The following is a 26,778-nucleotide window of genomic DNA, read 5'->3' on the forward strand; positions in this document are numbered from 1 at the left end:
ATCATGTCTGCCGTCCGCACTGTCCCACTACCGCTAAGGATTCTCGAACCGAGTGCTGAGAAACCGCAGAGATGGATAGTAGATTCACCCGATCGAAATCTGCACTCGCCCGGTCAGGAAATATGCCCGATCGAATCGCTTCCCATAACTCGATCGTTGCGGGTTCTGGTTCGGTGGCTAATTCTTGTTCTAGAATCTGACAGCAGCGATCGTACTGCTTCAAAGCAGCCGTGCGCCGCCCGCACTGTGCCAAAATCCGTATCAAACATTGATGGGCTGATTCATTCCAGGGTTCTAGTTGAAGCTGCCGTTGAACGTAATGTTGTGCTTTTTGATAGTTATGCTGGTGTTCGTAGTGTGTGACAAGTGCCATACAGGCGTTGACCACAAATTCGTGGAATCGTTGGCGATTCAGCATCACCCATGCTTCAAAAGCTTCGCTATCTGGAAGTTGAATGCGATCGAGAAACGCTCCCCGATACAAAGCAACTGCTTGTTCTAAATCAGACACGCATTCTGGATCGAGTTCACCACCGGCATAGGAATGTTCGCTGTGACCATCAAGCAATTGAGTTAATATAGCGACATCAGACGTATGCTCGCCCGCAGGATTAAACTGAATCGTATTGCGCGTGGTGAGAAATAGCGGTGAGTGAACCGTCGAATCTGCTAGCAGATGGCGGAGCGTGCATAAGGCTTTGCGAAGATTGCTGCGAGCGTTTGACTCGCACCGATCTGACCACAACAGCGCAGCCAGAGAATCGCGGTGATGGGGATAGCTTGATTCGATCGCTAAATAAGCAAACAGCGCCCGCACTTTCTCATAGGGGAAATTCAGGATTGGCTGCCCGTTCACCATTACTTGCATTTGTCCGAGCAATGCTAACGCTAATCGAGTCATAATATTGTGCCTCTTACAAAAACTTAATTGAGTGAATAGTGTGTGATTTGGGTCAATTCCCAGAACTTAAATTGTGCGTTTGAGTCAGTTATCTTTGCTGGAGATACCAATTCTAAAAACTCTTGCTACACTCTGCATCCTTGGCTTGATTTCAGGCAATCAACCTACTCTTTTTACTGTTGCATGAGTTTTAGGGAATAGTATTAGTATCAGCGGGTTTATTTGACCTGATAAACCCAAGTTAAACGAATGCACTGACAATGCCAGCCAGAAAAAGTCATAAAAAGTCGTATGTATTCATTCAGGAGCATACAAAGTACCCACAGAGGTACTGAGGAAAAAGATGATCTTTATAAAATTGCTGAGTTTGGCAATGGGAGCCAAAACAGTAAAGCCAGAAATTTTTACCAATTCACGATCGATTCACGCTGCTGTGGACGATGCGTAGACGATGCCTTGTTAGGTTCTACACATGACTGAATTAACAAGAAACAGGAAACCCAACATGGATATTACAGGTACTAACGGCAACAACAATCTGATCGGCTCTTTACAAGCTGATACAATCAGGGGACTTGGAGGAAACGATTTCATTCAAGGTCTTGACGGAGACGATCGCATCTTTGGTGATAACGGTGGTGCAGCCCTGCCGAGCGATGGTAATGACACAATCTTTGCTGGAAACGGAAATGATAACGTCCAGGGTAATGGTGGCAATGACGTACTTTTCGGTGGTACTGGCAACGATCAGTTGAGCGGTGGCCAAGGCAACGATGTCTTGAATGGTGAGGCGGGCTCAGATTTCCTAACGGGGGGATTGGGCAATGACACCTTGAATGGCTTCGGCAATCAATCTGGTTCTCAAGTTGACGATCTTCTTGGTGGAGGTGGTGCAGATACCTATGTGCTTGGCAATTTCTCCACTGCCTTCTACACTGCATCCAACCAATTCGCGCTGATCCGAGGTTTTGCACCGGGTGAGGGCGACAAGATTCAGATTAAGGGCAGTCTGTCTCAGTACACGCTAAGGAAGGATCGTGACCTTCAACTGGGGGGCAGCGCATTTGACACGGAGATTCTGTTAAACGGAAACCGGATTGCTGTTATTCAAGACACGATCAATGTGCCTAATTCCTCGTTCTTTAGCGTTTAGGGATCTGCTCGAAATAAAGGATCCATAATCGAGTCATGCAGGGTGCATGACGCCATATAACACACCAACATATAGCGTTTTATAGAGGCAATCCACTCGTGGTTGCCCCTATTTCTTTGATGGTTGCGTCCAGGATTGACCGATTACCAATTGCCGATTACCAATTATTACTTGAATTTCTTAACTTTTCAGACTAATCGCAGTTGCGATCGTCCACGCATCCACCAACAGCAGCAGCAGCGTACATAAAAGTAAAATAAGATACATCCAAGGTTGAGACAAAGGGCGAACATCTCTAGTATCAATACCCGTTTTCGCTTCCACCAAACGCACTAATTTACCAAATCCAGCCACCCGCATCGGCAACAAATAACCTTCACCCGCATGACTCAAAAAATAGTACACTAAACCTCCTTGACCGGTCGATCGAGGTTTAAGAGCCTTCACCTCAGTCCAAGGAAGATCCCAACCCCTGCGAAACACGCGCGGAAACCAGTTCGGATAGGTAACTTCAATCCCCTCCTCGGTGAGGATTACCCGTTCGCTGAGCACGCCGTAAAGGCCCGCTGCGCCGATCGCAATTGCCACCCAGAGTGCAGCGGGCGGAACGGGTGCTTTCGTTACTTCCGACAGAAACGGTAACGGAATACTCAGGGCGAAGTACAAACTCAACAGCGTGATTCTAATCAGGGGAGAAAGCCGGAATACTGCCGGCTCAAATACTGGGGGGGAAGATGGCGAAAGTGCGATCGGTTCTGCTGACATGGCTGAAATTATAGCAGTGGACAGTGGACAGTTGACAGTTGACAGTTGCAGAACCCGAATCAAATCATTGATGCAGCACGGGTATCGGCTATATTCATGAAGTTTTGAGCCGTAGGGTGCGTCGCCATTAAAAATCCCCAAATAAAAATCGCTCGTCTAATAGCGACGCACCTATACTTTTGAATAGTCGAGCAAACAAACTCAATAATTATGTACCAATACTTGAAAGAAATGGTATAAGGTGCGTCGCCACTCGAAAAGTCGATTAAATGGGAGGGATTGTTGATGGATCCGCACCCTACAAATACTCAGGCAAATATGCAAAACATGACTATATTTGCACTGTTGACTTTCGAGCTAAAATTCTATTCAGAAACTTTGATTTTTAACTGTTGAGTTTTTACCGATTTGCAGGAGTTGGAATCTTGAGTGCCCAGTTATCAATTAACGGACAATTTATAACTCAAAACTCACAACTTATATTAATCAACGGCTGTTAATGCGGGTACTGTCAAAGGTTCTGAGATTTCTCGGGATTTGGGGCGGCCGGCCATCATGGTGCGATCGCCCTGAGCTTTGCCTCGGGATCTGCTAGGATTGACGCTTGAATAAGGGCCTTCGTTAATCTGCAAGCGATCGCAAGGAATTTTATCCGACAAAATTGCACTGGCCATCATCCCGGTGTGAATTTCCAATGCTGCGGCCCGCATCGCTTCAAAGACTAAACGCTGTCCGGGAAACACCACTCGTTCAAAATACCAGTTAGGAATGTTGCAGATGCGAGCAATCTGAATTTGACTCGTGGCGTTGACGTAGCAGCAGAGAATTTTGCTGTCGGCGTCTGAGGGTACTGGGTCAAGAATTTGAGCCATAAATGCTGAGGGGCTTTGCCTAAAAGTTTTAGTTATCTTCTCAGGCTAACATCTTGCGATCCCGGCCTACTGTAAAGCCGACTACCAACTGAATAACAGATGAGAGACCGATCGCACCTCATACTTGTCTTTACCCAAAAAAATACCAAATTTTTGACTTTTTCCGGCGATTTTCGGTCAATATACGCTGTATTTGCTTAAAATTTAACTTTTTTCTGCTGCGATCGCCCATCGACACCCACCAGCTCACCCTTAAGCCTCTTAGCAAAATTTAAGAATATTTAATATTAAATTGCGAAAATTAGATTGAATGTAAAGTTATATTAAAAGAATATAAACATAGTTAAAAAAGTTCCACATTAGGATATGGCAATCATGGAAAGCCGAGAAAACCGAGTTTTGTACGTTCGCCTCCCTTGCAATCCCATTTTCCCGATCGGAGTTGTGTACCTTTCGGATCACGTGCACAAGCTGTTTCCCGATGTCCAACAGCGGATTTTCGACTTAGGCGCAGTGCCGCCCCTCGACTACGCTAAAGGTTTGGATGCGATCGTAGATGAGTTTAGGCCAACGCTGTTAGTTTTCTCTTGGCGGGACATTCAAATTTACGCGCCCGTGGGCGGTAGAGGCGGAAATCCGCTGCAAAATGCCTTCGAGTTTTACTACGCCAAAAATCCCCTAACCAAGTTCCGGGGAGCTCTCGGAGGATTGCGTTTGGCCACGTCCTACTACACCGAACTCTGGCGCAATCTGGGACTGCTTAAGCGCGGATTGAAGCGGGCCCGGAAATACCATCCAGGCGCTCGTGCAGTCGTCGGTGGCGGTGCTGTGAGCGTGTTTTACGAGCAGTTGGGCCGCAGCTTGCCGGCCGGGACTGTGGTTTCGGTGGGCGAAGGCGAGGCTTTGCTGGAGAAGTTGATTAAAGGCGAAGATTTGGCACAGGAAAGGTGTTATGTAGTAGGAGAAACTGTACCGCGCGATCGACTAATTCACGAAAAGCCAGCCAACATCGAGAAAACTGCTTGCAACTATAACTACATCGAGAGCATTTGGCCAGAATTTTCCTATTATCTACAGGATATGGACTTCTACCTCGGAGTCCAAACCAAGCGCGGCTGTCCTCACAATTGCTGTTACTGCATCTATACGGTGATTGAAGGGAAGCAAGTGCGGATCAATCCGGCGGATGAGGTGGTGGCGGAGATGCGCCAATTGTACGATCGAGGTATCCGCAATTTCTGGTTTACCGACGCTCAATTTATCCCGGCGCGCAAATTCATCGATGATGCGATCGAATTATTGCAAAAAATCATCGCCGACGGCATGAGTGACATCCACTGGGCTGCTTACATCCGTGCGGACAATCTCACACCCGAATTGTGCGATTTGATGGTAAAAACGGGAATGAATTACTTTGAAATCGGCATCACCAGCGGTTCCCAGGAACTGGTTCGCAAAATGCGGATGGGCTACAACTTGCGCGTAGTTTTGCAAAATTGCCGCGATTTAAAAGCCGCCGGTTACAACGATGTGGTTTCGGTAAATTATTCATTCAACGTCATTGACGAAACTCTTGAAACCATCCGCCAAACTATTGCTTACCACCGAGAATTAGAGCGAATTTTCGGAGTCGATAAAGTAGAACCAGCGATTTTCTTTATCGGGTTGCAGCCGCACACAATTTTAGAAGAATACGCCTTCAAAAAAGATATTCTGCAACCCGGTTACGACCCGATGAGTTTGATGCCTTGGACAGCGCGCAAACTGCTGTGGAATCCCGAACCTTTGGGCTCGTTTTTCGGACAAATTTGTTTAGAAGCTTGGCAGCGAAATTCCAATGATTTCGGCCGCGAAGTGATGGCGATTTTGGAGGAAAAACTCGGCTGTGCGGATTTGGAAGCAGCTTTGACTGCACCTGTTGAAATCAAAGACAAACAGTTAACTGCTGTTCGTTGATTTCCTGGTTTGTAGTGAGGACTTCAGTCCTTCCAAATTAAGATAAGCCGGACTAAAGTCTTTACGACAAAAAGGTTCGTAGTGAGGACTTTAGTCCTTCAAGAAGGTTCGTAGTGAGGACTTCAGTCCTTCGGAAATTAAAACAAACCGGACTAAAGTCCTTACTACGAACCTAATTTTTTCACATTGTCAACACTTGGAAAACAGAATCATAAATAGGAGATAAACATCATGACTTTTATCGACCCCAGAACGGATTTTGCATTTAAAAGAATATTTGCTTCCGCAGAAAGTAAACCTATTCTGATTAGCTTTCTCAACGGTCTGATTTATCAAGGCAATCCCACAATTCAAGATTTACAAATGATCGATCCGTATCAAGCCGGAGAAGTTGTGGGATTGAAAGACTCGTATTTAGATGTCAAAGCAACCCTAGATAACGGGACGATCGTGATTATCGAAATGCAAGTTTTGAATGTTAAAGCCTTTGAAAAACGGATTGCCTACAATGCAGCGAAAGCTTACGGAAATCAACTCACGCGGGGCAAGGGCTACTTCAGTTTAGACCCAGTAATTGCCATCACAATTACGGATTTTATTTTGTTTGAAAACACCAATAAAATTATTTCGCGTTTTTCTTTTAAAGAAGAGGAAGAACATTTTGATTATATCTGTCCGACAATGACGCTAATTTTTGTGGAGTTACCAAAATTTAATAAGTCTGTTGATGAGTTAGAATCTCTAGCTGACAAGTGGATTTATTTTATCAGAGAAGCACCGAATTTGGAAATGGTTCCAGAATCGCTGGAAACAACTGCACCGATTCAGCAAGCTTTTGGTATTGCTAATACCGTGAACCTCAGCCGCAAAGAATTAGATCAACTGGAAGCACAGGTCTTTTATCTGCAAGATCAGCAAAGGTCTATAGAAGAAGCCTTAGAAACCGGAGCTCAGCGGGGTCAAATTAATACTGTGATTCGTTTGCTGGAACGAAAGCTGGAAACTTTGGATGAGTCAATTAAATCTAGAATTGCACAGTTATCTAGCGATCGAATCGATACTTTGACAGAAGCTGTGCTTGATTTCAATAGCGCGGAAGATTTGGTGAGTTGGTTGCAGGAAATGGGCGATCGATAGTAAAAAGTCAGAGTGCGCCTTGCGTATCTTGTCTATAGCATTTTCAATTTCATAAAGAGCGATCGCACATTATGCCTTACAGTCAATTCACAATTACTAAAGCTAAAAAAGACTTTCAGTTAACTATCGTGGAGGGCACTCGGTTTTTTCCTGAGGTGGAATCAATTAATCCCAGTCCGAGATTGACTAGCGAATTAGAAGATTTGCCTTGGACGATCGCAGTTGGTTCCGAAAAAGCGAGATCGGAAGCCCTTGTCTACCCAGTTTTGCAAGAAGTCCGGCGCTTGATGAACCGCCAAATCAGTTTATTTTCGGGACGGGAATTTAATGTTGACCCCAGTTGCGATCTTACCGGATACGTCGATTTTTTAATTAGCCGATCGCCCGAACAGCTTACCGTTGAAGCACCTGCGATCGTAGTTGTGGAAGCAAAAAAAGCCGATTTGAACGAAGGGATCGGTCAATGTATTGCTGAAATGGTAGCAGCACAGCGCTTTAACGAAGCAGCAGAACACCCGATCGCAACTATCTACGGTTGTATCAGCAGCGGCACTCAATGGCGTTTTCTCAAGCTTTCAGGAACAACTGTGGCGATCGATCTTACCGATTATCCGCTGCTTCCCGTGGAAACCATTTTAGGATTCTTGGTTTGGATGGTTCAACAGACTTAGCTAGATTTCACTTATTCAGTAAAAAATAGGATTTCGCACTAAACCCAAAGTTTTTAGAACTTGCTTAAAAACCTCGCTGTCAACTGTCAAATGTCAACTGCTTGTTTAAATATCTTTCAATTAGGACGATCGCCACAATATCATCTACAGGCCGCGGCGGAGTCCGCATTCCCTGGGGAATCAAGCGAGAAAGGCCCGTCGGAGGGTACATTTCCCAGTAACGATCCTTCGCTTCCAAACTGCTGAACCTCTCGTCAACTTGCACAATTTTGATAAAGGGCGACAAAGTCTGACTGAGTTTTTGTTTCCAACTTTTAGAAGTTGTTTGGTCTCCCATGACTAATAACTCGATCGGAAACTGTTTGCACAGTGATTGAATGGTAGATATTGCTTCGTCGGACAGCACAACTTGATGGTAGCAGACGTTCTTATCTCTACCCATCACGGCGATGCCGCACTTGTCTTTACCCGGATCGAAACCTAAAATCATATTTATGAGTCCTGTGTTAATAAGTTTGTAGTTGCGATCGAGCGCCGGCCAACTCAATCGCCAACCTATATCTAATCTAATATTTGCATTTTTGACTGTCGCAAAATCTTGGCGGGCGATCGCACTTATTTTACTTGACTTTTTTGCAGGATTGACATATTATATCATCATGGGAATCCGTGCGACCATATAATGCCTAAAATCAGAAACCGGGTTTTTGTCACAATCTTTGCTTTCCCGTTTTAATTTATCGAAAAAACTCGGTTTCTTTGACTCCCCGCAGCAATCAGAAACCGGGTTTTTGCCACAATCTTTACTTCTCTGTTTCGATCGATATCGTCTCCCATCCATTGACCGCAGCAAGATTCGTTCGTAGTGCGGACTGAAGTCCGCAATATTGAGCGGACTGAAGTCCGCACTACAAACCGGCAATATTGAGCGGACTGAAGTCCGCACTACAAACCGTTTTTTGTTATGGTAATCGACCAGACATGATATCAGAAGGCGTATCTGATTCTGGCGGTGCGTTGCTGTGAGATTGTCGATTTGATTTGCAAATTGCAGATGGCGACGCACCCTACTATCTTGAATCGGTGCAAAATCGATCGCACTTCTTATCTAAGTTTCAAATCTCCCCTACCTGGATCTTGTTGTCCGGTGCGGAAAACCACGACTCCGTTTGACAGAGCAACTAAATCTATTTTCAGCGGCCCGGCGATGTAAGTGACATCCGCGGCGATCGCCCGAACTTCCAGCGGTTTATCGTATTGTTGCAGTCGATCGACAAAACCGCCCAAAGTTTCAATCCGATTGTCCGCAACTTGGACTCTACCGCCGACAACACCAATTAACCGAGCGCGAAATTGACAAGCTTCGATCAATTGCTGCAACTGTTGTCGCACCTGTTCGTCAGGTAAAGTTACCGGATCGACAGCAACCCCTGCAATCACATCTCCAGCCCGGAACACCACTCGATTGATTTCGGCTTCTGCAAATACCTTAATTACCTTTTCTTGTCGCAGGTAATTAGCGCCGGCTACAATCCGCACCACGTAGTCTTTACCGTCTTTGATCTGACTGATTAATTGATCGATTTCCGCTTTAGTAATTTGAATAACCTGCTCTCTAACCTTATTATTTTCCGGCTGCATCAGTTCGACGGTGGTTTTATTTGCTTCTTGCAACAGTCGATCGATCGCGCGGCTTTCCGTACCCGCTTCTTTGATGCTAACAACACCAGCAGCTAAAATTTGACCGCGCCTGATCGCAACTGTTCCCTCGCGGATGGCTTGAAAATCGCGTTCCAAAACTTGCATTTGCTGCTGCAATAAAGTTTGTTGCTGTTCGAGTTGAGCTTGTTGCTGTCCCAGGGTTTCTAAAAGTGCTTCCCTCTCGGCAATTACCTTGTCCCTCTCGACAATTATGCGATCGCGCTGGGCGAGATTTTCCGCACGCTGGGCAATTTCCTTGTCTCGCTCAGCAATTAGCTTGTTGCGATCGACAATTGCCACATTTCGTTTTGTAATTTCTGCCTCTCGCTGGGCAATTTCCTTGTCCCGCTGAGCAATTTGAGTTTTAACCTGCTCTCGCTGCTCGATTAACTGTTGGCGTTCCGCTTGCAGTTGGGCGATTTCCGAGCTCAAAGTCGTTTTTTGCCCTGAAACAGTCTTCAATTGATTCTCAGTGCGATCGAGCTGAACTCTGGTAGTCGATCGCGCCGTTTCCACCAATTTCAATTGTTCTTCTGTCTGAGATTTAGCCGCTTCCACAGTAGCAAGCTGTTCTTCCGTTTGCGATTTAGCCGCTTCTACCTGACTTAACTGCTGTTCAGTTTTAGACTTGGCTGCTTGCACGCTGTTAAGTTGGGCCCGCAGCGAATTTAATTTTGTTTGCGTCTTAGCTTGCTCGGCATTAGCTGCTTGGAGCGATTGATTAATTTGCTCTAAATTGGCTTTAGCTTGGGATTGAGCCGCCAAAGCTTGAGCTAATTCAGTTTCAACTCGATTTTTCTCTTGAGTGGCTTGTTTGATTTCTCTGCGGGCGTTGTTGAGTCTTTTTTGAATCTCGTCTATGCTAAAAACTCCGGTTCGCAGCGGCTTGCTGGTAGCAAATAAAATGCCCAGAGTAATGGCTGACAGGATGCTGCCGGCCATCACTGTCACTACAACAGCGGTATCGCGGGGGCGCAGTTTGAACAAACTCAATCTGGCCTTGCCGACTTTCGTCCCAAGGCGATCGCTAACAGTAGCGATCACGCCGCCCAACACTAACATTACAAATATTAAGATGTATCCAGCAGTCATTCCGATTTCTTATTTTAGATTGTGGATTTTGGATTGAAGAAAGAATCCAAAATCCAAAATCGTATAATTTCTCGGCATCAAGTGAATTGCTGGCTTAAGGCCACCGGATTGTGAACTGTGATCTTTTTCTTGTGGATCGAGATCATTGTTTCTTGTCTGAGATCCCCCAGCAAACGAGTCACAGTTACCCGCGTCGAGCCGATCGCCTCGGCGATCGCCTGATGGGACAGCTTCAAATCAATCGTAATCCCATCCGTACTCGGCACCCCAAAATCCCGGCATAGAATCAGCAAAAAGCTGACGAGTCTCGAACCCATATCTCGGTGTGCCAGCGTTTCGATCATCATCTCGGTTTGCAAAATCCGAGAAGAGAGTCCCCGGAGCATCACCATCGACAATTCCGGGTCTTCCTTGAGCGCTTTCTCGACTTGTTCGATCGGCAGCGAGATCAATTCCACCGGTGTAAAGGCTACCGCGTGGTAAAACCTATCCGATCTGTGTCCCGTAATCAGAGACAGCACCCCAAATACGCTGTTTTCGCGCAGGAGGGCGACTGTAATTTCTTCCCCTGCTTCGTACACCCTGGAGAGCTTCACAGCGCCTTTAATGAGAACGTAGACGCGCTCAGCCGGATCTCCAGGGAAAAAAATTGTCTTGCCCCGTTCAAAGTTTTCGACAATGGGCGGAAACGCCCCGCCGCTGATTTGGCGGAACACGGCTGCTAGCGGTCTATCATGTGTCACGACGAGATCCTTTGTACTAATCAATACTTTGTAACTTGTCGATTAACCTTATTGAGTAAATATACTGCCCAACCTCCAATCTCTAGGGATTCTGTTACTGTCATCTAATGTTAAGGTAAGCACACGCTGTATGATTAAATCTAGCCCTTCTCTTAACTTTTTCAATTCCGCCCCATCTAGCTCCACAGCAAAATTAATATCAATTGTGTCTCAATTGTGTCTGAATCAGTTAAATCTGAATCGGTTGTGTCTAAACTGGCGGGGTTGTCGCATACAGCCAATGAGAACGGTGCTAGTTGCTTCTTAAAAAAATACAGATGATAGATTTGACCGGAAAAAATGCTCTTGTTACGGGCATTGCCAACAATCGCTCGATCGCCTGGGGCATCGCCCAGCAGCTCCACAAAGCTGGGGCTAATCTCGGCATAACTTATTTGAAGGACGAAAAAGGCAAGCACGAGCGCAAAGTCGCTGAACTCGTGGAACCGCTCAATCCCAGTCTGTATCTGCCCTGCAATGTCCAAGACGAAAGCGAAATCGAGTCTACTTTTAAAACCATCGCCGACAAGTGGGGCAAGTTAGATGTCCTAGTTCACTGTCTGGCTTTTGCCGGCAAAGACGAACTTTCCGGAGATTTCAGCAACACCTCGCGTCAAGGCTTCTCCAATGCTTTGGATATTAGCGCTTACTCGCTGGTGCGGCTTTGTGCTGCTGCTAAACCGCTGATGGCCGAAGGCGGCAGTATTATCACGCTAACTTATTTGGGCGGTGTGCGGGTAGTTCCTAATTATAATGTCATGGGAATTGCTAAGGCTGCTTTGGAAATGAATGTTCGGTATCTGGCGGCGGAACTCGGCCCGTTAAATATTCGGGTAAATGCCATTTCTTCAGGCCCGATTCGGACTCTGGCTTCGTCAGCAGTTGGCGGCATTCTGGACATGATCCACCACGTTGAGGAAGTGGCACCGCTGCGGCGGACGGTAACTCAGCAGGAAGTGGGAAATGCTGCGGCTTTTCTGTGCAGCAATCTATCTAGCGGGATTACGGGTCAAGTTTTGTATGTCGATGCCGGTTACGAAATCATGGGAATGTAACAGCTTTTAAACAGTTGACAGTTGACAGTTGACAGTTGACAGCGAAGTTTTTAGACAGTTGACAGCAAGATTTGCAAACAGTCAACTGTCAATAACTGTCTTTTGTTCGCTACAAAAGTGTTAATCCCAAATTACTAATTAATTCTAATGAATGACCAATTGCGAATTATGGAAATAATCGATCGCCCGCCTGTACCTCCTCCAATTTCTAGTAACACGATCGCCAGGGCCGCCTTGGTGAAGCGCACAACACTCGAAACGGATGTCACTGTCAGCCTCAATCTCGACGGTTCGGGAACTTGCAAGGCGTCTACAGGAATTCCGTTTTTAGACCATATGTTGCAGCAGATTTCTTCTCACGGATTGATTGATTTGGACGTGCAGGCGATCGGCGATTTGGCGATCGACGACCATCACACGAACGAAGATGTGGGCATTACCTTAGGTCAAACCCTAGCAAAAGCTGTCGGAGATCGATCGGGCATTTCTCGTTTCGGACACTTCATCGCCCCGCTGGATGAAGCATTAATTGAAGTAGTGCTAGATTTTTCGGGAAGGCCTCATTTAAGTTACAACTTGGAAATTCCCACCCAGCGCATCGGTAGTTACGACACCGAGTTAGTGAGAGAGTTTTTTGCTGCGGTGGTGAACCACACTCAAATGACACTGCACGTCAGACAGTTGCAGGGCGGGAATTCTCATCACATTGTCGAAGCCGCGTTTAAGGCATTTGCGCGGGCTCTGCGGATGGCGGTGGCGATCGATCCTCGGCGCGCCAGTCGGATTCCGAGCTCTAAAGGAGTTTTGTAGTTTAGGGGTAGTAACTGCGTCCCAAAAAACAATCAAACAATTAGTGGGGTGGGCTTCGCAGCACCACCCCGAATATGCAATTTAAATTCACAACACCCTACTACCTATCCAAACGTCGTCAAGAATCGGAAAGCATCGAGGACGTGACTCGCACAAACGTAGGGCGAAGTATTGTAAAAACCTTGCCACGCCGCCGCCTTATCTTCATCATACCTGTCCGCTCTTTCCGGGTGTTTTCCTTGCCAATTCAGCCGCACCGCGTGACCGACTAATACATCTAAAACAATGTATTCTTCTACTTTCAATTCTGGATTCCGCTGGGCGATCGCCGCCAACTCCATCAGCGCCTCAATATTTACTTGTCGATATTCCGGTGCCACAATCTTGTTCAGCAAATGCTCAATTTGTAGCGCAAAATTCTTTTCGCCCGGGGTCATTTCCGATAAAATAACATCGCTGTCCAAGCGATTTCGGCGCTCTAATTTGTCGCCAATAATCAAGCCTTTACAGTGCCGCAGCAATCCCCAGACATTCGGATAAAAATCCTTGGGCACGCGATTGACTGCACCTTCCATTTGCCGCTTCCGGCGCCATCCTCCCGCAGGCATTTGTGGTTCTTCAAAAACAGGCGCGACTACCCATTCAATATCTTTTTCCGGCTGTTTGACGCGCAGAGATTCTTGCTCTTTGAGGATTTGATTCATTTCCTCGTATTCTGTCAACACTTGGCGCAGGCGATTTTTGATTTCAAAGGGACTTAGCTGCATTAAATGTTCGTAAGCTTCGTTTTGCGTAACTCCCAATTCGCGGGCTAATTCGCTGGTCAACAACAAAATAAAGTAGCTAACTCTCAGTGTCAGCAGACCTTTAAATAACTGCGGTTCGGCTTTAATTAGGACGCTGAGATAGATAATAACTTCTTGGGTGAGAACTCGATCGCGAACATCTTCTCCGCAGAATTGGCGGATTTTGTCCATCACTTCCATGTAAGAACCAGGCCGCGAAATCACCGAATCTTCGCTGTAGGCTTTCCCCACAGCAATTTGTTTTTGCCTGACCAAAATGTCTGTCACCGCATCCGACAAGCTGATATCAACCTTGTCCAGCAATCCAGCAGCATGGCGGATGACTGCCCATTGGATTTTTGACTGCGAACTTTCTCCAGCTTTTGTATAAACTTCGTTGAGCAAATCCACAACTTTTACTGTTGCTTCGGCGCATCCAAATCCTGTATCGAAATTTAGTCCTTTTAGTCGAATCAATGTGTGCAGCAGCTCTATTTGTTCGTACAAGTTCTCTGAACCGCGCAGGCTAGCGAGCAGCAATTTAGTATTAGTTTCGCACTCTAGTTTGAATTCTTGCGTGTGACCCAAAGGCCAAGTTTTTTCGGGATTGTAACCGAGATAGCTGCGGGTTTCTATTGCACCTGTTACCGGAGATTCGGTGAATTCAAAATCGTGCATGAAATCAATTCTTTCCGTACCCGCAGTCAGCATTAACTGGTTGAGATTCCCGAGTTTAACTGGCGTGTTTTTGCAGTGTCCGTCCCGGAGTTCTTTCATCAAGTCTAACAACGCTTCCCGGCCGGTTTCCAGCATCGCATGAGTTAACATTAGCGTTACTGTGGGGCGTCCCAACTGATACCAGTGGCGGTGAATGTGAGCGATTTCACTTTGGATTTTAGATACTAGAAAATGGTAGTCTAGAGTTAGGTAAAATTCTTCTGGGTCCAAAAATGAGGGGAGAAATACGATCGCCTCTCCGCAAATTTTGAACACCCGGGAAGTCGTCAAACTCCGCAAACGGCGCACGGGGCGGCCGGTTAAGCCTAGCGGATCGTTGCGTCCAATCTCCGCGTAAATAGCGGATAATTCCTTAGTCTGGCGGACTTGAATGGGTGCTACCTGCTTGGGCGTTTGGGCTGCAATGCCGTTAGCGGCTAGTTCTGCTTGCAAATCTTCGTCTTCAGCTAACAGGGCAATTTGCACTAAAGGTTCTCTTTGCTGGCCGACTGACAGATGCCTTCCTAGCGGGTCGATATCGCCCACTGCAATTAATTTCTCGTTCAGCAATTGACCGAGAAAATATAAACTTTGCGCCCAAACTAGGGGAACATTTTCGTTGGGTAAGCGCTTCTGGCTGCGGGGATTTAATTTTTCGGCTTCTATATTTACGGCGGGGACGTAGTACAATTCTGGTAGTAAAGGTAAACCAGAGCGATCGACTGCCAGAGATGCCAAACGCTGCTGGTACTCTTCGACTTGGGCTTGATTTCCCTCAAATATACCGTCCAAGAGCAGATAAGTGAAAAATAGCGGCCACTCGCATTCTATATGCTCGAACTGCTTTAATTCTGTCGGTTCGTAATGCAGGCGATCGGCATCTTCTAAAACTGTTTGGTGTCCGTCCCGCAGAAACCGCTTGCAGCCGTAATTTCCCTGTAATTTGTCAATAATTTTATTGCGAGTCCGTGCTACTAATTCTTTGTCTTCCACAGCAAAAGCAGGAAAACTAATCACGCTCAATAAAGCAGCATCTACTTCTTTTGAACTAGATTCGCGAGGCAAAAGCGATTCTAAAGTGATGCGGCTTCTGGCAATTTCATCCGGCAAAACGTGAATTACCGATGCTTGAGAACCGTTAACTCCGAACAAATCCAATCCATTGATTGCTTCCAGTGCTGCTTTTGCCATACCCACAGAACTGGCATTTAATTCGGCATTACCGCGATTGATTTTATGGCCTCTTTCCCAAATTCCGTAATCGGGAGTGCGGTAAGCTCTACCGATGTAGTAAACTAAATTTTGGACAAAATTGACTTCATCGATTGTAAAAACTATATGCAATCCAGAAGCCGTCATTTGAGCAAGAATCAACAAAAATATAGATGTAGCATCTAACTGTAAGTGTCCCCACTCGTCATCGCCGACAACAATGTTTCCGGTTTGAGTATTGTATTTAGCGTGCAGGGCATCTAGGGGCAATTGAGTATTTTTAAAACGTTCGACTTTGTTTGCTTGCTGCATCATCGCAAACATCAAGCCGCGCATTAGTTTGACTGTGCTGTGTTCGAGTTCAAATGTTCTGCCGCGATCGCCATCAATTTTGCGGTAAGCTAAACCCAAACCCCACACTGCCAAAATGCTGTACACGTTATCGCGCACCCAGGCATCGGTGTAGTCGCCGTGGGCGTTAACAGCCGTACTCGCCGGCAGCAAACCGGTTATTGGGTTCTGGCGTTTGAGGATGACGTTTTTGATTTGCTGGTAGTAATAATCTAACCGGGTTTGCCGCTGGGTTGTTGCGATCGCCATTTCGTTTTCCTTAGTTTTCCTGATGCGAGCCGAATTGCGGTGAATAGACTTTTAAATATATCAGAGTTTCTATCATTTCTCAAGTTCTACAAACATAACAAGGTATTTGCCATGTCTAGCCGCAACAACAATAACAACAGCGTTGCTTTCGTAAAGATTGTCTACTCTACAGTGAAAATTAATGGTAAAATTGAACTCGTGCCGATGGAATGGTACGCTGACGGCTCTGTCAAGAAAATGGAACGCTAAGAGGCGATCGCGATTTCGACCAAAAACCCGGTTTATCGGCCACAGAATGATGACTTAACAGACTTTTGGTGCCAAAAATCGGGTTTTTTGCGTCCGAGACTTGTCTGAGGGCGATCGCCAAACTAAGCTAATTTAAACAACTAGGTGTGTAGGAATCTCAAAGAAAGAAATATGGATCGATCGCGCCCGCAATTTTCAGTGCTGGGACTACCAGTTCACATATTAGACGATTATGCAGGTTGGCTGATAGAGCGCCTGCATCAAGGGTTAGGGACTCACGTCGTGACGCTGAATGCTGAAATGGCAATGCAAGCCGAACAAAACCCGGCTTTAGCCGATGTAATTCGCTCTGCCGAGCTCGTGATACCCGACGGTTCTGGAGTAGTGCTGTATTTGCGAATGCGCGGCAAATCGGCACAGCGGTTTCCGGGGATTGAACTAGCAGAATCGCTGCTGCAACAGGCCGGAAAATTGCCGAATTCCGAACCAATATTTTTCTTTGGAGGTGCGCCCGGAGTCACGGCGAAGGCGGCGGAAAGTTGGCAGCAAAAAGTTAATCGATTGTCTATTTCTGCTCAACACGGCTATCTTTCTGCTGAGGAAGAAACAGAATTCTGTGAAAGCCTCAAACAAATACAGCCAAAAATTATTTTTGTCGGCTTAGGAGTGCCGCGCCAAGAGTTTTGGATTGCCGAACACCGCCACCTTTGTCCGCAGTCAATTTGGGTGGGAGTTGGCGGCAGTTTTGATATTTGGGCTGGAACAAAAGACCGCGCACCGGCGTGGTTTTGCGACAATCATTTAGAATGGTTGTACCGGCTTTATCAAGAACCTTGGCGCTGGCGCAGGATGTTGGCTTTGCCACAATTTGCCTTGAAAGCTTTAGGCGATTTGCGAGCTTAGAAAGTTCCCAATCAAATCCGGTTTGCGGGTGTTATTGCTGATATTTGCGATCGCCCGCGAACCCGTCTCTACAATAATTGTGGTTAATTTATTTGACAGATTCAGCATATTCTACATGATGATGAAGCACAGGTGATGTAGCGAGTGTTAAAGCGGATGCTCGAAACAACTGGCGAGTCATTGCGGGCGATCGATCGCACCTGTTGACCTTGCTACAAAAATCCTCATCAATTCCATCAACGATTGGCAGAATCTCGATCGATCTGCCAGAGCCAGATTGTACCTAATTGAGAATGAACAACATCGGACACAAACCGCATCCCCACCTTCTGTAGTACCCGATTGGAAGCATTAGCTTCACCCAGAGTATGAGCGTTGACTGCTCGCACTTCCTCGCGATCGAAAGCATAGTCAATTAGCCCCTGTACTGCCTCAGTTGCCAATCCGCGATTCCAGTATTCGGCAGCTATTTCATAACCAATTTCTACAATGCCCGACTCATTTGGTTCACCTTTGAAACCTCCATTACCCACAAGCACTGCCTGTTGCGGGTGAATAAACAAATATCCATTCCAACCATTAGAAAGCGGTAAGGATTCATCCTCAGGGAGGGAAAATGCTTGATACTCCCCACTGATGAATCAGGGGGATTCTTGACTAAGACCACAAAGGGACTTTCAAAGGCGTTATCAAAGCACCTCTACTGACTCCCTTGAGACTTATCCCCAAGGTTGCCGCTACTTTTCGACCAATATTCGCTGCCCCATTGCAGTCTGCATTAATCAACAAACCTTCAAGAGTACGATACAATCCGCGCTTAACTCGTTTACCACAAGGTTGCCACCCACGAAAGTTTTTCGCAGAATTTAGGTAGCAAATCAAGGTCAATAAATGAAGCCTTGGAAGTATACGAATCTTCCGTTTCTACAAACTTAATCCCGTATTCTTCACACAGTTTAGCAATTCTATTCTTGAGTCTACCCGTCGGAATTTGCACAAAATTCTGATTGGTTTGAGAGCCAAGATTAATAGCATTCTTCATGCCAGCATTCCAACCAAATATAACAGTACCAAGATTGTTGCTTAAGCAATGATTTATCACTTTTCGAGCTGCTTTATTAATAGCATCTCGCATCGTCCGATTGCGATTTTCTGTCAAACGCGCCAGTCGTTTTGACCAATAACCATTTGCCTTCCCTGACATCAAAAAAGCAACACGCTTATTGTATCCTTGATTGAGCGACTTCAAATGTAACCCATCAACGATCAAGCTAGTTCCTATATTACTAACACAAGTTAGCCAGTTGTTCATTCCGTGGTCGATCATCAAAGCTTTAGATGGGTCTACATCTGCTTGGATATCTGCCGTTTTGTAGACTAATTCCAAATAGAAGCAGCCGTTTCTAGGTAGGATTCGATATTCTCTGATTGCTTTGTCGTCTAAGTTTGTAGGCCAAGGTAGATAAAAAGCATCCAATCCGAACCAGGCTTTAACTTTAGTACCCAGCGGAAATCTCAAAAGTCCGTCTTTAAGTCGAACGGAGCGACCTGTATAAGTCACCAAAGCTAGACCACCTTGTCGATAATTAGGTAATCTAGGTCTTTGAGTTACCGTCCCTTTTTTGATGCCTTCTAGAAGTCCAATATAGGATTTAAAAGACTCGGCGACAGTAGTTAAAATCTGCTGTGCCGTGTCCGAATAGAATGCCTTGTAATGCAGATTTTGATTCTCCGTGCCTAACACTTTGTGTAACTCTGCCCTCGTCGGTATTTTACCAGTCTTGAAGTACATCTGTCGAGCATAATAAATTCCGCAATTCGTCAATTTTGATGACTCACTGCACAGGAATTCTAGAATTGCTTTGAGATTATTATCGGGACTAATGAGATTTTGTTGACATCCAAACATTTCTATTTCCTCCTGATTATTAGATTAGCATAGCAATCTTATTTAAGGTGGGATTTTGCCAATAAAAAACATTTTGTAGGCGACTATGAAAAGATTTATTCTCAAAAAAGATGTAGGCGACTAAATAAGTCGCAGCCGCGTTCCTCCCCATGTCTAAAGCCCGGGGCTTCCCGCTCGTTTTCGGTGAGGGAACTGCGGCCAGTTATTAGGTACTGTGACTTGCAAAAGTTCTGCCAGCTCGCTTTTACTGCTCAAAAAAGCCTTGATGTGTATCCGTTCGACGGGGAGTAGTTGCAGATTAGTCGTCTCAATCATGGTTCTGCCTTCTCGATCGATATTTGATTGGAAATTTAATTCAAATATGACTTACGCAACAAAAACACTTTTATTTTTATTGTATTTTAAAATCGTCATATAGCAAGGCCTCCAGAATCTTTTTAGGAGAGGTTTATTAAAGTGATTTTCGTTATTTAGCTGCGACTCTAAGTTGGAGAGCGGTTTTATTTCCTTTTTTTGCTGGGTACCGAAGAGCATGGCGGATGAGCCATTTGACTTCATTAGAGGCACCGTTTAGCCAACGATCGCAAATTGCAAATACCTGTTCGGGGTGGTCTTTGGCAATATCGCCCAGATTGTTGGCGACACTGCGACGCACGTAAAGGCTGCGATCGTCCTTCAGGGCATCAAGGATTGGGAATACGGGGGCTGGGTTGGCGATGAAAGCGGGGATTCGCGTTCCCCAAGGAAGTCTGGATCGCGTACCTTCAGAACAAAGACGACGGACATGGGGGTCTGGATCCGATGTCCAATCAAGCAGTTGCGAAAGGGTGCGATATTGTTGTTGAATTAGAAACGGTCGTATGGAAAACTCCGCACTAAACCGTTTGGTAAGTTCGTATTGGGCAAGCATGGATATTTCAAACGGATCTTGTCCATCATTATCTTTTAGTTCTATACCATACTTAGCAATGAAACAAATATGAGGAAGATAAAAAAATACTGCCAGTTTTAGTCCATCTGTTTGAGTTAGTGGCGGTGTCAAAGAAGCCACAAGTATCTCAATAGCTGTCGCATATTTATCAGGCAAACATTGACGGAGTGCTAATGCCAGATGTCGGCCGCGTTCCATAAGTTCAAGCGAATCCAATCCATCTAACGCAACCTGACGAAACGATTTTTCATCAAATTGCGGGTACGCGAGCAAGATATTGTGTGCCAAACAATCAACTGCTTCTGACCCAAGCAGATGCTTCAGAGGAACTCCCTTCTGAATTGAACTCGGCGCGGTGGGAATGCGCGGCATATCAATTGCGGTATGTTTCATTCAACGATCGGCAAAAAGGTGGAATTTATATCTAACTATCCCGCTTACTAAACGCAGGCAATTTCCCTGAATGTCATGACTAAAGCGTAGATTTTATCGAGCCATTTGCTCGATCGCTCTTACAAATCGCGCTGTTTTCATATTGTGCAAAGCCTCGTTCAACAAGACTTTTCCAACCAGTAGTTTTGCTTCAGAATCATCCAGCTAGAACTTTTTCTGCACTATTAATCTAATCTATTTTCTGGTTAATAAAACATGGTGCGAACCTGCCATAGATACCAGGCCGCCCACAGTGAGAACATCGCAAACGGCGAAAATAGCAGGGTGCCAAAACGAATAGACTTAGCATTCAGTTCGCGGATCAGAATGAACGTAAAAGAGTACCAATAAAGCACGTTTGCCATTTGTGCCGCTAGCCAACCAATTTCCCTGCCATTGTAAAGCCAAAAACAACCCACAATCAACAGAGGTACAGACCATAAAAGATCCGCAACTCCCAACCCGTAAGTCACGATTAGGTCAACACGTTCTGCTTCTGTCTCGACAACCGATGGACGGGGCAGCCGCAGGAAAGCAAATATCCAGAAACCCAAGTGCAGTAAGGCTGCAATCCCATTCACCGTTGCAATCAGTTTGATTCCAAAATCTGTGATTTCTTGATTTTGCATTGCTGTGGAAATCAATGTGCTACCCCTTAATCGCGATCTATGGAACTGTTTTGCTCTCAAGAGATGGAATCTGAATTCACAGAGTTAGGTTGCGAACATCATATCTTATTATGCCATTTGCTCGATCGCTCTTACAAATCGCGCTGTTTTCATATTGTGCAAAGCCTCGTTCAACAAGACTTTTCCAAACAATAGTTTTCCTTCATAGGAATTAAGCGAAACTTCACCAGCCCCAAGTTGCCAGCAAAATTGTCTGTAACCAGGCGTATCCATGCTGCTGTCATGGACGAAATTGGGGGGACGCAACGCCGCAGCAAACTTCATAAACGGTAGCGCGTAGAAAATGTGACAAACTTGCTGCATCAGGAACAAGCGATCGCGCTTGCAGTCATCCAGTGCGTCACCGAAGTATGCCTTTAGATAGATGTTTTCCTGCTTTTCGGTGGTGACAAAGCTATTGGCAAGGATCGCCAAATCCACATAGCGATCGCTCCCAAAGGCTCCCTCCCAATCAATAACCCAGAATTTATTGCCATCAAAAAGAATATTGTGTGGGTTCAAATCGTTGTGACTTGAGACTAAATCGCGATCGTGACGCGGATAAACCATCTGGATTTCTGAGTAATATTTGAAAACTTCTGCTGTTGCAGTTTCTGGCAATACTTTTGAAGCCTTAAACTCCTGAATAAAACCGTCAATGCCATCCATGAAATTCACGAATTTTGGAAAAAGCGAGGTAGCATGAATCGATTCAATCATTTTTGCGAATTCTGCCAGCAAATCATCTCGCGAGCCAACATATTTCGACAAAGGTACAGCTTCGATAAAGTCGGTAATTGCTAAAGCATCTTCCGTGCTGAAATAATAAACCTGTGGTGAAATGCCAGCTTCTGCGGCCAAATTCATGCAAGCATATTGCCGAACGGGATCGCTGAGCGGATCGATCTGCATAATCAGCCTTAATACATAAGCTTTACCATTCACGGTAATTTTATAAACCAGCGCTGAGGAGAACCCTCCAGTTAGAAGCTGGATACTTTCGACATTTCTGGTATTAAAAGCAGTTTGAATTGCTGTTTCAACTGCTTCGAGTTTTGCTTCTGGGATCGATGATTTCAAAGTAGAGTTTGGCATAAAATCCTCAACGAATTTACATTCCTGGAAAACAACTTTGACAACCGTACCCTTCACCCCTGAAAATGCGATTGAGTTGACCATTCTGTATTCCTAGAACTCAAAGCTAGTGCCTTCATACTCAGAGCACGTTTGACAATAACTTTGTCGGCGCCATTACCATTGATCTCAATTGTTCCAAGCAAGCTGTAGGGCAGCGCCCAAGGAAACTCATAACAGCCTGAGTGTTTTCAAGCCGTTAACCATACCGCTGCAAATCCGATTCGATTGCGAGATTTTGATGCGGTTGCATCACTGACATTTTCCTGTCTGACCTCACCAAATATTCCTGGTAATCAGTCTCAATTGAGACGATCGCCTGAATAGATATAATCACCGTCCTCACGGGGTACTAATTTTCCGTTAACAATACATGGGGATTTTACCAAATGTCAACAGTCCCTATCGATATTAGGCAAACTCTGCTTTTGAAGCAGCAGGAGATTGGGATAGAGAGCAGGGCTGATTCCTTCTAAAATTTTCCAATCTCTCTAACCCTTATGTTATGAGGCGTTGGGTAGATCTTTCTGTAGCAGGCTTAGCAAATTATTAAAAACTCCTGTTTTCCTTGCTACTAAAAGCTTTGTCCAGATTTAAATCGTAAATTGATATTAGAATAAATCAGCCCTGGGATAGAGAGGGGCTTGACTGATAGCAATCGCGGGAGTTCGTCGGCTTTCATCAAACTTCTGGTTGTGGACAGAGGCTTTGATCCCACCCGATTGCTGCTGTGGAGTTTGCTCAAAGATATTCTACAATAAAGAATGAATTTTGACCTTGAAAATTCCCTTGACCTGTACTAATTCAAGAACAGGAAAACTGACTGACGATAAGACTGTATTCTGAGGAGATTCCTATCTGGTACATCTGAGATTGTTTGTTGCTGAAACGGATTGCCAACAATTACATTCATTATTAGGACTGTCGCCATCGTCTGCTTAATACAATTTTTCGCCAGCATGGGTTTCACAAAACTTTCCTCAGACTCAAATTGAGTTGGCATTCAAAGTTGTTGTTAACCGTCGCTATCCCGATGCAATTGGTACGCCTCTAATCATTTTAAAGCTAGACATCACTCGATAAATAAAACCTGTACTGATTCCTCAGCAGAATTAAATGCGAACTTTGCTCATGTGAAAGCTTCCTTTGTCTGTATTTTTTATTTACTTTTATATTTGGTGTATCTTACTTGAACTAACTCGGTCGGATACTTCTGTACTTCTATTAACTTTAATTTCATCTCCATGGGAGATGGCAAGAATAAGGGAATTCCTTCGCCTAACATGATAGGTGCGATCGACAGAATATATTCATCAATCAGTTGACATTGGAGGAATGAGGCGATTAATTCTGCACCTCCAACTAGCCAAATTCGTTTGAGTCCTTGCAACTCCATTTCGTGCAGAAATCGATCGGGCGTTGCGGAGGTAAATAACACATCATCGCGATCGGGCGATCGGCTTTGCTGGGTAAAAACGTAGGATGGCTTGCCGGGATGGGGCCACTCGCCAAAGCTCAACACCTGTTCGTAGGTTTTGCGTCCCATCGCCAATCCATCGATCGATCGATAAAACTCACCATACCCGTGGTCAGTTTCGTCCGTCTCAAAAGCTGTAAGCCAATCAATACTGCCGTCTTTACGAGCAATATAACCGTCCAGACTGGTTGCAATATAAAGTACGATTTTTGTCATTGATTAACCTCCTTTCCAGGGCGATGCTTGTGCAACGAACAAGTCATTGAGCGTTATTCTCATTACTGGGGTGCCAATCTGCCCGGTTCAGGCGATAAACAAAACAGTCATCGTCACCAAACTGTCGCGGTTCAACAAATTGAAAGCCAAGACGTTCGTAGAAGCGGTGGGCACGGGTATTGCTGGCCAGTGGATCGATGAGTACAGCCGTCACAGCAGAGTCGGCGAAACATCGAGTCAGTGCAAGCTGCATCATTTGTGTGCCATAGCCTTTGCCCAAATCTGTCTCTTCTCCAATCCAAATGTCGATCGCACGTAGATTCGGTTCGCAATCGCCCCAGTAGTGACTATCCTCAAGTGCTGGATCGATAATCTGAATAAATCCGATCGCCCGGCCATCAATTTCAGCAATTAATTGCTCCCTCCAGTCGGGAGTGCGATCGAGTTCTATTTCCCAACCCCAATCATCGTTAGGATCTGCATTAACCACATGAGGTTGCTCATCCCAATGTCGCAGTAGAGCTAAATCAGCGGAGGTGGCGGAGCGGAGGTTTATCATCATTCATTACTTTTGAAATTTTATTTTCACTGCCTTGATTAATGTTAAACAGGAAAATGACATACTGCTTCCATATTATGTCCATCTGGATCTAAAACAAAAGCACCATAATAATCAGGATGATAGTGAGTTCGCAAACCCGGAGTACCATTGTCTCGCCCCCCTGCTGCTAGCGCTGCTGTGTAAAAAGCCTGAACCATCTCATGAGTTTCTGCGCGGAAAGCAATATGAATTCTAGGGGTATTTACCTCTCCCTGTGTAATCCAGAAATCGGGCTTTCCGTCTATTCCAAAACCTGCCAGAGATATAGAACCAGTCACAGAAGCATCAAACTCTTTCAGCAATTGATAACCAAGTGGAGCTAAGGCTTTGGTGTAAAAATCTTTGCTTTTCTCGAAATTACTAATGTTAATACCAGTATGGTCAATCATCAATTTTTCCTACTATATTATCGCTTATTTATCTTGTGAAGAAGTAACCAGATCGACGAGTTCAATGACAATAACGTTCCACCCGATCGACAAATCTACAGCTTTTTGAAGTATCTGGCGATCGGTAACAGCCCGAAACCCGCCTTTTCATAGGTGCGACGTGCTGCGGCATGACCTGGATCGCCTCCGGTTTCGACCATTGCAACAGACATCCCCGCATCTTTCATCCAATTTACAGCGAATTCTGTCAGAGCGGAGCCAATGCCACGACCTTGAAAGTCTGGATCGACAGCGATCATGTAAATTTCACCCATGCTGCTTTCCGAATCGAGTTTCACGGCGACAAAGCCCACGGTGGAACCTGCATCAATAGCAACCCAGACATTTGTATCCTCCGCAGCGCAGACACCTTCGACAGCCTCTTGCTGGCTGACGCGCCAACCATCGGGATAGAAACTCTGGTAGACATCCAGATCCATCGCTTTCTGAATCGAATCAAATACCGGAGTCCATGCCCGAAGAGAAAGGCGAATGATTGCATCCAGTTGTTGAGCGTCGTAAGGTTCAATCCGCATTTGCATCATCATCTCAAAGGTTGTAACCAGTGTATTACATTTGTAATGGCGATCGCAATCTTTCTTCCATTGTGAACGCAGTGACTATTGGTTTACTGCGCTTGGTTCCATGTAGACAAGTTCCCAAATGTGACCATCTAAGTCTTGAAATCCATGGGAATACATAAACCCGTGGTCTTGTGGTTGATTATAGGTTGTTCCACCAGCGGCGATCGCCCGCTCAACCATTTCATCAACTTCTTTTCGACTCTCAGTAGATAAACACACCAGCACTTCTGTGCTTTTGGTGGCATCACAAATTGCTTTGGGCGTAAAAGTCTTGAACTTTTCGTAAGTCAAAAGCATGACGAATATGTCGTCGCTGACAATCATGCAAGTGGCTGTCTCGTCAGTAAACTGAGGATTGAAGGTGAAGCCGAGTTTAGTAAAAAAGTCAATAGATCGATCGAGCTTTTTTACGGGCAGATTGACGAAAATTTTAGTAGCCACGATCTTCTCCTTTTGTTGTTTTATGGGAAAGTAAATGGTAGTTGTTGCGTTGTTGGCTATTGCTGGTTGTAGGCTTGCTGCAAGCGAGCAACATCAATCTTGCTCATTGCGAACAGGGCTTGCATCACGCGCGTCGCCTTGTCGGCATCCTTGTCCTTCAGCATTTCTGTGAGCGATCGCGGTACGATTTGCCAAGATAGCCCGAACTTGTCTTTGAGCCAGCCGCACTGACTTTCACTTCCACCTGCGGACAACTGGCTCCACAGCGTGTCAACTTCTTCTTGTGTCTCGCAGTCCACACTGAGGGAAATGGCTTCAGTGAATGGGAATTGCGGCCCACCGTTGAGTGCCTGAAACTGCTGCCCTTCAATTTCAAACAGCAGGGTAAGCAGTTTGCCTTTGTGTTCGGGTATGGCATCGCCGTAGTGCGAAACTTCCAAAATCTTGCTGTTATTGAAAATGCTCAGGTAGTAATTGACAGCCTCTTCGGCATTAAAGTTAAACCAGAGGCATGGTGTGATTTTTTGACTGTTTTGCATGGTGTTTCTACTAATCGTTCTAGTGGCGGAAGTGACGGAAACAGTTAAGCCTCTCTT

The 26,778-nt window shown here is 45.4% G+C and carries 27 protein-coding genes; 8 read left to right on the forward strand and 19 right to left on the reverse strand.

Features of this window, described 5'->3' with window-relative positions:
• Position 1: 1 nt before the first annotated feature.
• Positions 2 to 901: an AfsR/SARP family transcriptional regulator gene (locus JGK14_RS08615; RefSeq protein WP_293195836.1), complete on the reverse strand. Its 900-nt coding sequence runs from the start codon at positions 899 to 901 to the stop codon at positions 2 to 4.
• A 505-nt stretch (positions 902 to 1,406) separates the two neighbouring features.
• Here JGK14_RS08615 and JGK14_RS08620 point away from each other — a divergent pair.
• A complete protein-coding gene (locus JGK14_RS08620) occupies positions 1,407 to 2,054 on the forward strand; it encodes a calcium-binding protein (protein WP_293190312.1) in 648 nt (215 codons plus the stop codon).
• 180 nt (positions 2,055 to 2,234) lie between these two features.
• Here JGK14_RS08620 and JGK14_RS08625 read toward each other — a convergent pair whose 3' ends face one another.
• Positions 2,235 to 2,819 carry a hypothetical protein gene (locus JGK14_RS08625; protein WP_293210233.1) on the reverse strand — a complete coding sequence of 195 codons (585 nt, stop codon included), beginning with the start codon at positions 2,817 to 2,819 and terminating at the stop codon, positions 2,235 to 2,237.
• A gap of 482 nt (positions 2,820 to 3,301) precedes the next feature.
• Positions 3,302 to 3,691, reverse strand: a complete 390-nt coding sequence (locus JGK14_RS08630; RefSeq protein ID WP_293210231.1) for a DUF1830 domain-containing protein — start codon at positions 3,689 to 3,691, stop codon at positions 3,302 to 3,304.
• Positions 3,692 to 4,066: 375 nt separating this feature from the next.
• Here JGK14_RS08630 and JGK14_RS08635 point away from each other — a divergent pair, with 375 nt between their 5' ends.
• From JGK14_RS08635 to JGK14_RS08645, 3 genes are all read left to right on the forward strand, one after another.
• On the forward strand, positions 4,067 to 5,647 hold the full coding sequence (locus tag JGK14_RS08635; RefSeq protein WP_325314968.1) for a photosystem II high light acclimation radical SAM protein: 1,581 nt from the start codon (positions 4,067 to 4,069) through the stop codon (positions 5,645 to 5,647).
• A 231-nt stretch (positions 5,648 to 5,878) separates the two neighbouring features.
• Entirely contained in the window at positions 5,879 to 6,784 is a 906-nt protein-coding gene (locus JGK14_RS08640; protein ID WP_293195829.1) for an Rpn family recombination-promoting nuclease/putative transposase, read from the forward strand.
• Between the two features lie 71 nt (positions 6,785 to 6,855).
• Positions 6,856 to 7,455, forward strand: a complete 600-nt coding sequence (locus JGK14_RS08645; protein ID WP_293176390.1) for a hypothetical protein — start codon at positions 6,856 to 6,858, stop codon at positions 7,453 to 7,455.
• A gap of 79 nt (positions 7,456 to 7,534) precedes the next feature.
• Here the strand turns inward: JGK14_RS08645 and ruvX are convergent, their stop codons facing one another.
• The 3 genes from ruvX to ntcA all read right to left on the reverse strand — a co-directional run bounded on the left by ruvX (position 7,535) and on the right by ntcA (position 10,991).
• A complete protein-coding gene (gene ruvX, locus JGK14_RS08650; RefSeq protein WP_293216890.1) occupies positions 7,535 to 7,945 on the reverse strand; it encodes a Holliday junction resolvase RuvX in 411 nt (136 codons plus the stop codon).
• A 614-nt stretch (positions 7,946 to 8,559) separates the two neighbouring features.
• Positions 8,560 to 10,248, reverse strand: a complete 1,689-nt coding sequence (locus JGK14_RS08655) for a DUF3084 domain-containing protein (RefSeq protein WP_293210222.1) — start codon at positions 10,246 to 10,248, stop codon at positions 8,560 to 8,562.
• A gap of 77 nt (positions 10,249 to 10,325) precedes the next feature.
• On the reverse strand, positions 10,326 to 10,991 hold the full coding sequence (gene ntcA, locus JGK14_RS08660) for a global nitrogen regulator NtcA (protein WP_293145473.1): 666 nt from the start codon (positions 10,989 to 10,991) through the stop codon (positions 10,326 to 10,328).
• A 317-nt stretch (positions 10,992 to 11,308) separates the two neighbouring features.
• Between ntcA and fabI the strand changes: the two genes are divergently transcribed.
• Together fabI and hisB are read left to right on the forward strand one after the other, a co-directional pair.
• Positions 11,309 to 12,085: an enoyl-ACP reductase FabI gene (fabI, locus tag JGK14_RS08665; protein WP_293130545.1), complete on the forward strand. Its 777-nt coding sequence runs from the start codon at positions 11,309 to 11,311 to the stop codon at positions 12,083 to 12,085.
• A 168-nt stretch (positions 12,086 to 12,253) separates the two neighbouring features.
• Entirely contained in the window at positions 12,254 to 12,895 is a 642-nt protein-coding gene (hisB, locus tag JGK14_RS08670; protein ID WP_293176536.1) for an imidazoleglycerol-phosphate dehydratase HisB, read from the forward strand.
• A gap of 104 nt (positions 12,896 to 12,999) precedes the next feature.
• On the opposite strand, the gene JGK14_RS08675 is transcribed toward hisB, so the two are convergent.
• The gene (locus JGK14_RS08675; protein ID WP_325314965.1) at positions 13,000 to 16,209 is read right to left on the reverse strand and encodes a glycoside hydrolase family 15 protein; all 3,210 of its coding nucleotides are present in this window, start codon (positions 16,207 to 16,209) and stop codon (positions 13,000 to 13,002) included.
• Positions 16,210 to 16,320: 111 nt separating this feature from the next.
• Between JGK14_RS08675 and JGK14_RS08680 the strand changes: the two genes are divergently transcribed.
• Positions 16,321 to 16,458 carry a hypothetical protein gene (locus JGK14_RS08680; protein ID WP_293190302.1) on the forward strand — a complete coding sequence of 46 codons (138 nt, stop codon included), beginning with the start codon at positions 16,321 to 16,323 and terminating at the stop codon, positions 16,456 to 16,458.
• A 171-nt stretch (positions 16,459 to 16,629) separates the two neighbouring features.
• Complete coding sequence (locus JGK14_RS08685; protein ID WP_293176378.1) at positions 16,630 to 17,361, forward strand: WecB/TagA/CpsF family glycosyltransferase; 732 nt, start codon at positions 16,630 to 16,632, stop codon at positions 17,359 to 17,361.
• Here the strand turns inward: JGK14_RS08685 and JGK14_RS08690 are convergent.
• From JGK14_RS08690 to JGK14_RS08745, 12 genes are all read right to left on the reverse strand, one after another.
• Positions 17,341 to 17,469: a hypothetical protein gene (locus JGK14_RS08690; protein WP_293195820.1), complete on the reverse strand. Its 129-nt coding sequence runs from the start codon at positions 17,467 to 17,469 to the stop codon at positions 17,341 to 17,343. The two genes, JGK14_RS08685 and JGK14_RS08690, sit on opposite strands and share 21 nt — an antisense overlap.
• Before the next feature lie 128 nt (positions 17,470 to 17,597).
• Positions 17,598 to 17,999, reverse strand: a complete 402-nt coding sequence (locus JGK14_RS08695) for a GNAT family N-acetyltransferase (protein WP_293176534.1) — start codon at positions 17,997 to 17,999, stop codon at positions 17,598 to 17,600.
• A 188-nt stretch (positions 18,000 to 18,187) separates the two neighbouring features.
• Positions 18,188 to 19,270: an RNA-guided endonuclease InsQ/TnpB family protein gene (locus JGK14_RS08700; protein ID WP_293195818.1), complete on the reverse strand. Its 1,083-nt coding sequence runs from the start codon at positions 19,268 to 19,270 to the stop codon at positions 18,188 to 18,190.
• 466 nt (positions 19,271 to 19,736) lie between these two features.
• A complete protein-coding gene (locus JGK14_RS08705; protein WP_293176372.1) occupies positions 19,737 to 20,594 on the reverse strand; it encodes a hypothetical protein in 858 nt (285 codons plus the stop codon).
• Positions 20,595 to 20,839: 245 nt separating this feature from the next.
• Positions 20,840 to 21,262, reverse strand: coding sequence for a hypothetical protein (locus JGK14_RS08710; protein WP_293176370.1), 423 nt, complete (start codon positions 21,260 to 21,262; stop codon positions 20,840 to 20,842).
• Positions 21,263 to 21,370: 108 nt separating this feature from the next.
• A complete protein-coding gene (locus JGK14_RS08715) occupies positions 21,371 to 22,480 on the reverse strand; it encodes a phosphotransferase (RefSeq protein ID WP_293176368.1) in 1,110 nt (369 codons plus the stop codon).
• A gap of 1,114 nt (positions 22,481 to 23,594) precedes the next feature.
• Positions 23,595 to 24,128 carry a dihydrofolate reductase family protein gene (locus tag JGK14_RS08720; protein WP_293176366.1) on the reverse strand — a complete coding sequence of 178 codons (534 nt, stop codon included), beginning with the start codon at positions 24,126 to 24,128 and terminating at the stop codon, positions 23,595 to 23,597.
• 43 nt (positions 24,129 to 24,171) lie between these two features.
• Positions 24,172 to 24,690, reverse strand: coding sequence for a GNAT family N-acetyltransferase (locus JGK14_RS08725; RefSeq protein ID WP_293176364.1), 519 nt, complete (start codon positions 24,688 to 24,690; stop codon positions 24,172 to 24,174).
• Between the two features lie 41 nt (positions 24,691 to 24,731).
• Entirely contained in the window at positions 24,732 to 25,118 is a 387-nt protein-coding gene (locus JGK14_RS08730) for a VOC family protein (protein ID WP_293205882.1), read from the reverse strand.
• 95 nt (positions 25,119 to 25,213) lie between these two features.
• Complete coding sequence (locus tag JGK14_RS08735; RefSeq protein ID WP_293210218.1) at positions 25,214 to 25,705, reverse strand: GNAT family N-acetyltransferase; 492 nt, start codon at positions 25,703 to 25,705, stop codon at positions 25,214 to 25,216.
• A 72-nt stretch (positions 25,706 to 25,777) separates the two neighbouring features.
• On the reverse strand, positions 25,778 to 26,182 hold the full coding sequence (locus JGK14_RS08740; RefSeq protein WP_293176359.1) for a VOC family protein: 405 nt from the start codon (positions 26,180 to 26,182) through the stop codon (positions 25,778 to 25,780).
• A gap of 56 nt (positions 26,183 to 26,238) precedes the next feature.
• Positions 26,239 to 26,721 (reverse strand): VOC family protein, encoded by a 483-nt coding sequence (locus JGK14_RS08745; protein ID WP_293176357.1) that lies wholly within the window; start codon positions 26,719 to 26,721, stop codon positions 26,239 to 26,241.
• Positions 26,722 to 26,778: the final 57 nt, after the last annotated feature.

Source organism: Microcoleus sp. PH2017_28_MFU_U_A, from assembly GCF_020738035.1.
Classification (GTDB): domain Bacteria; phylum Cyanobacteriota; class Cyanobacteriia; order Cyanobacteriales; family Microcoleaceae; genus Microcoleus.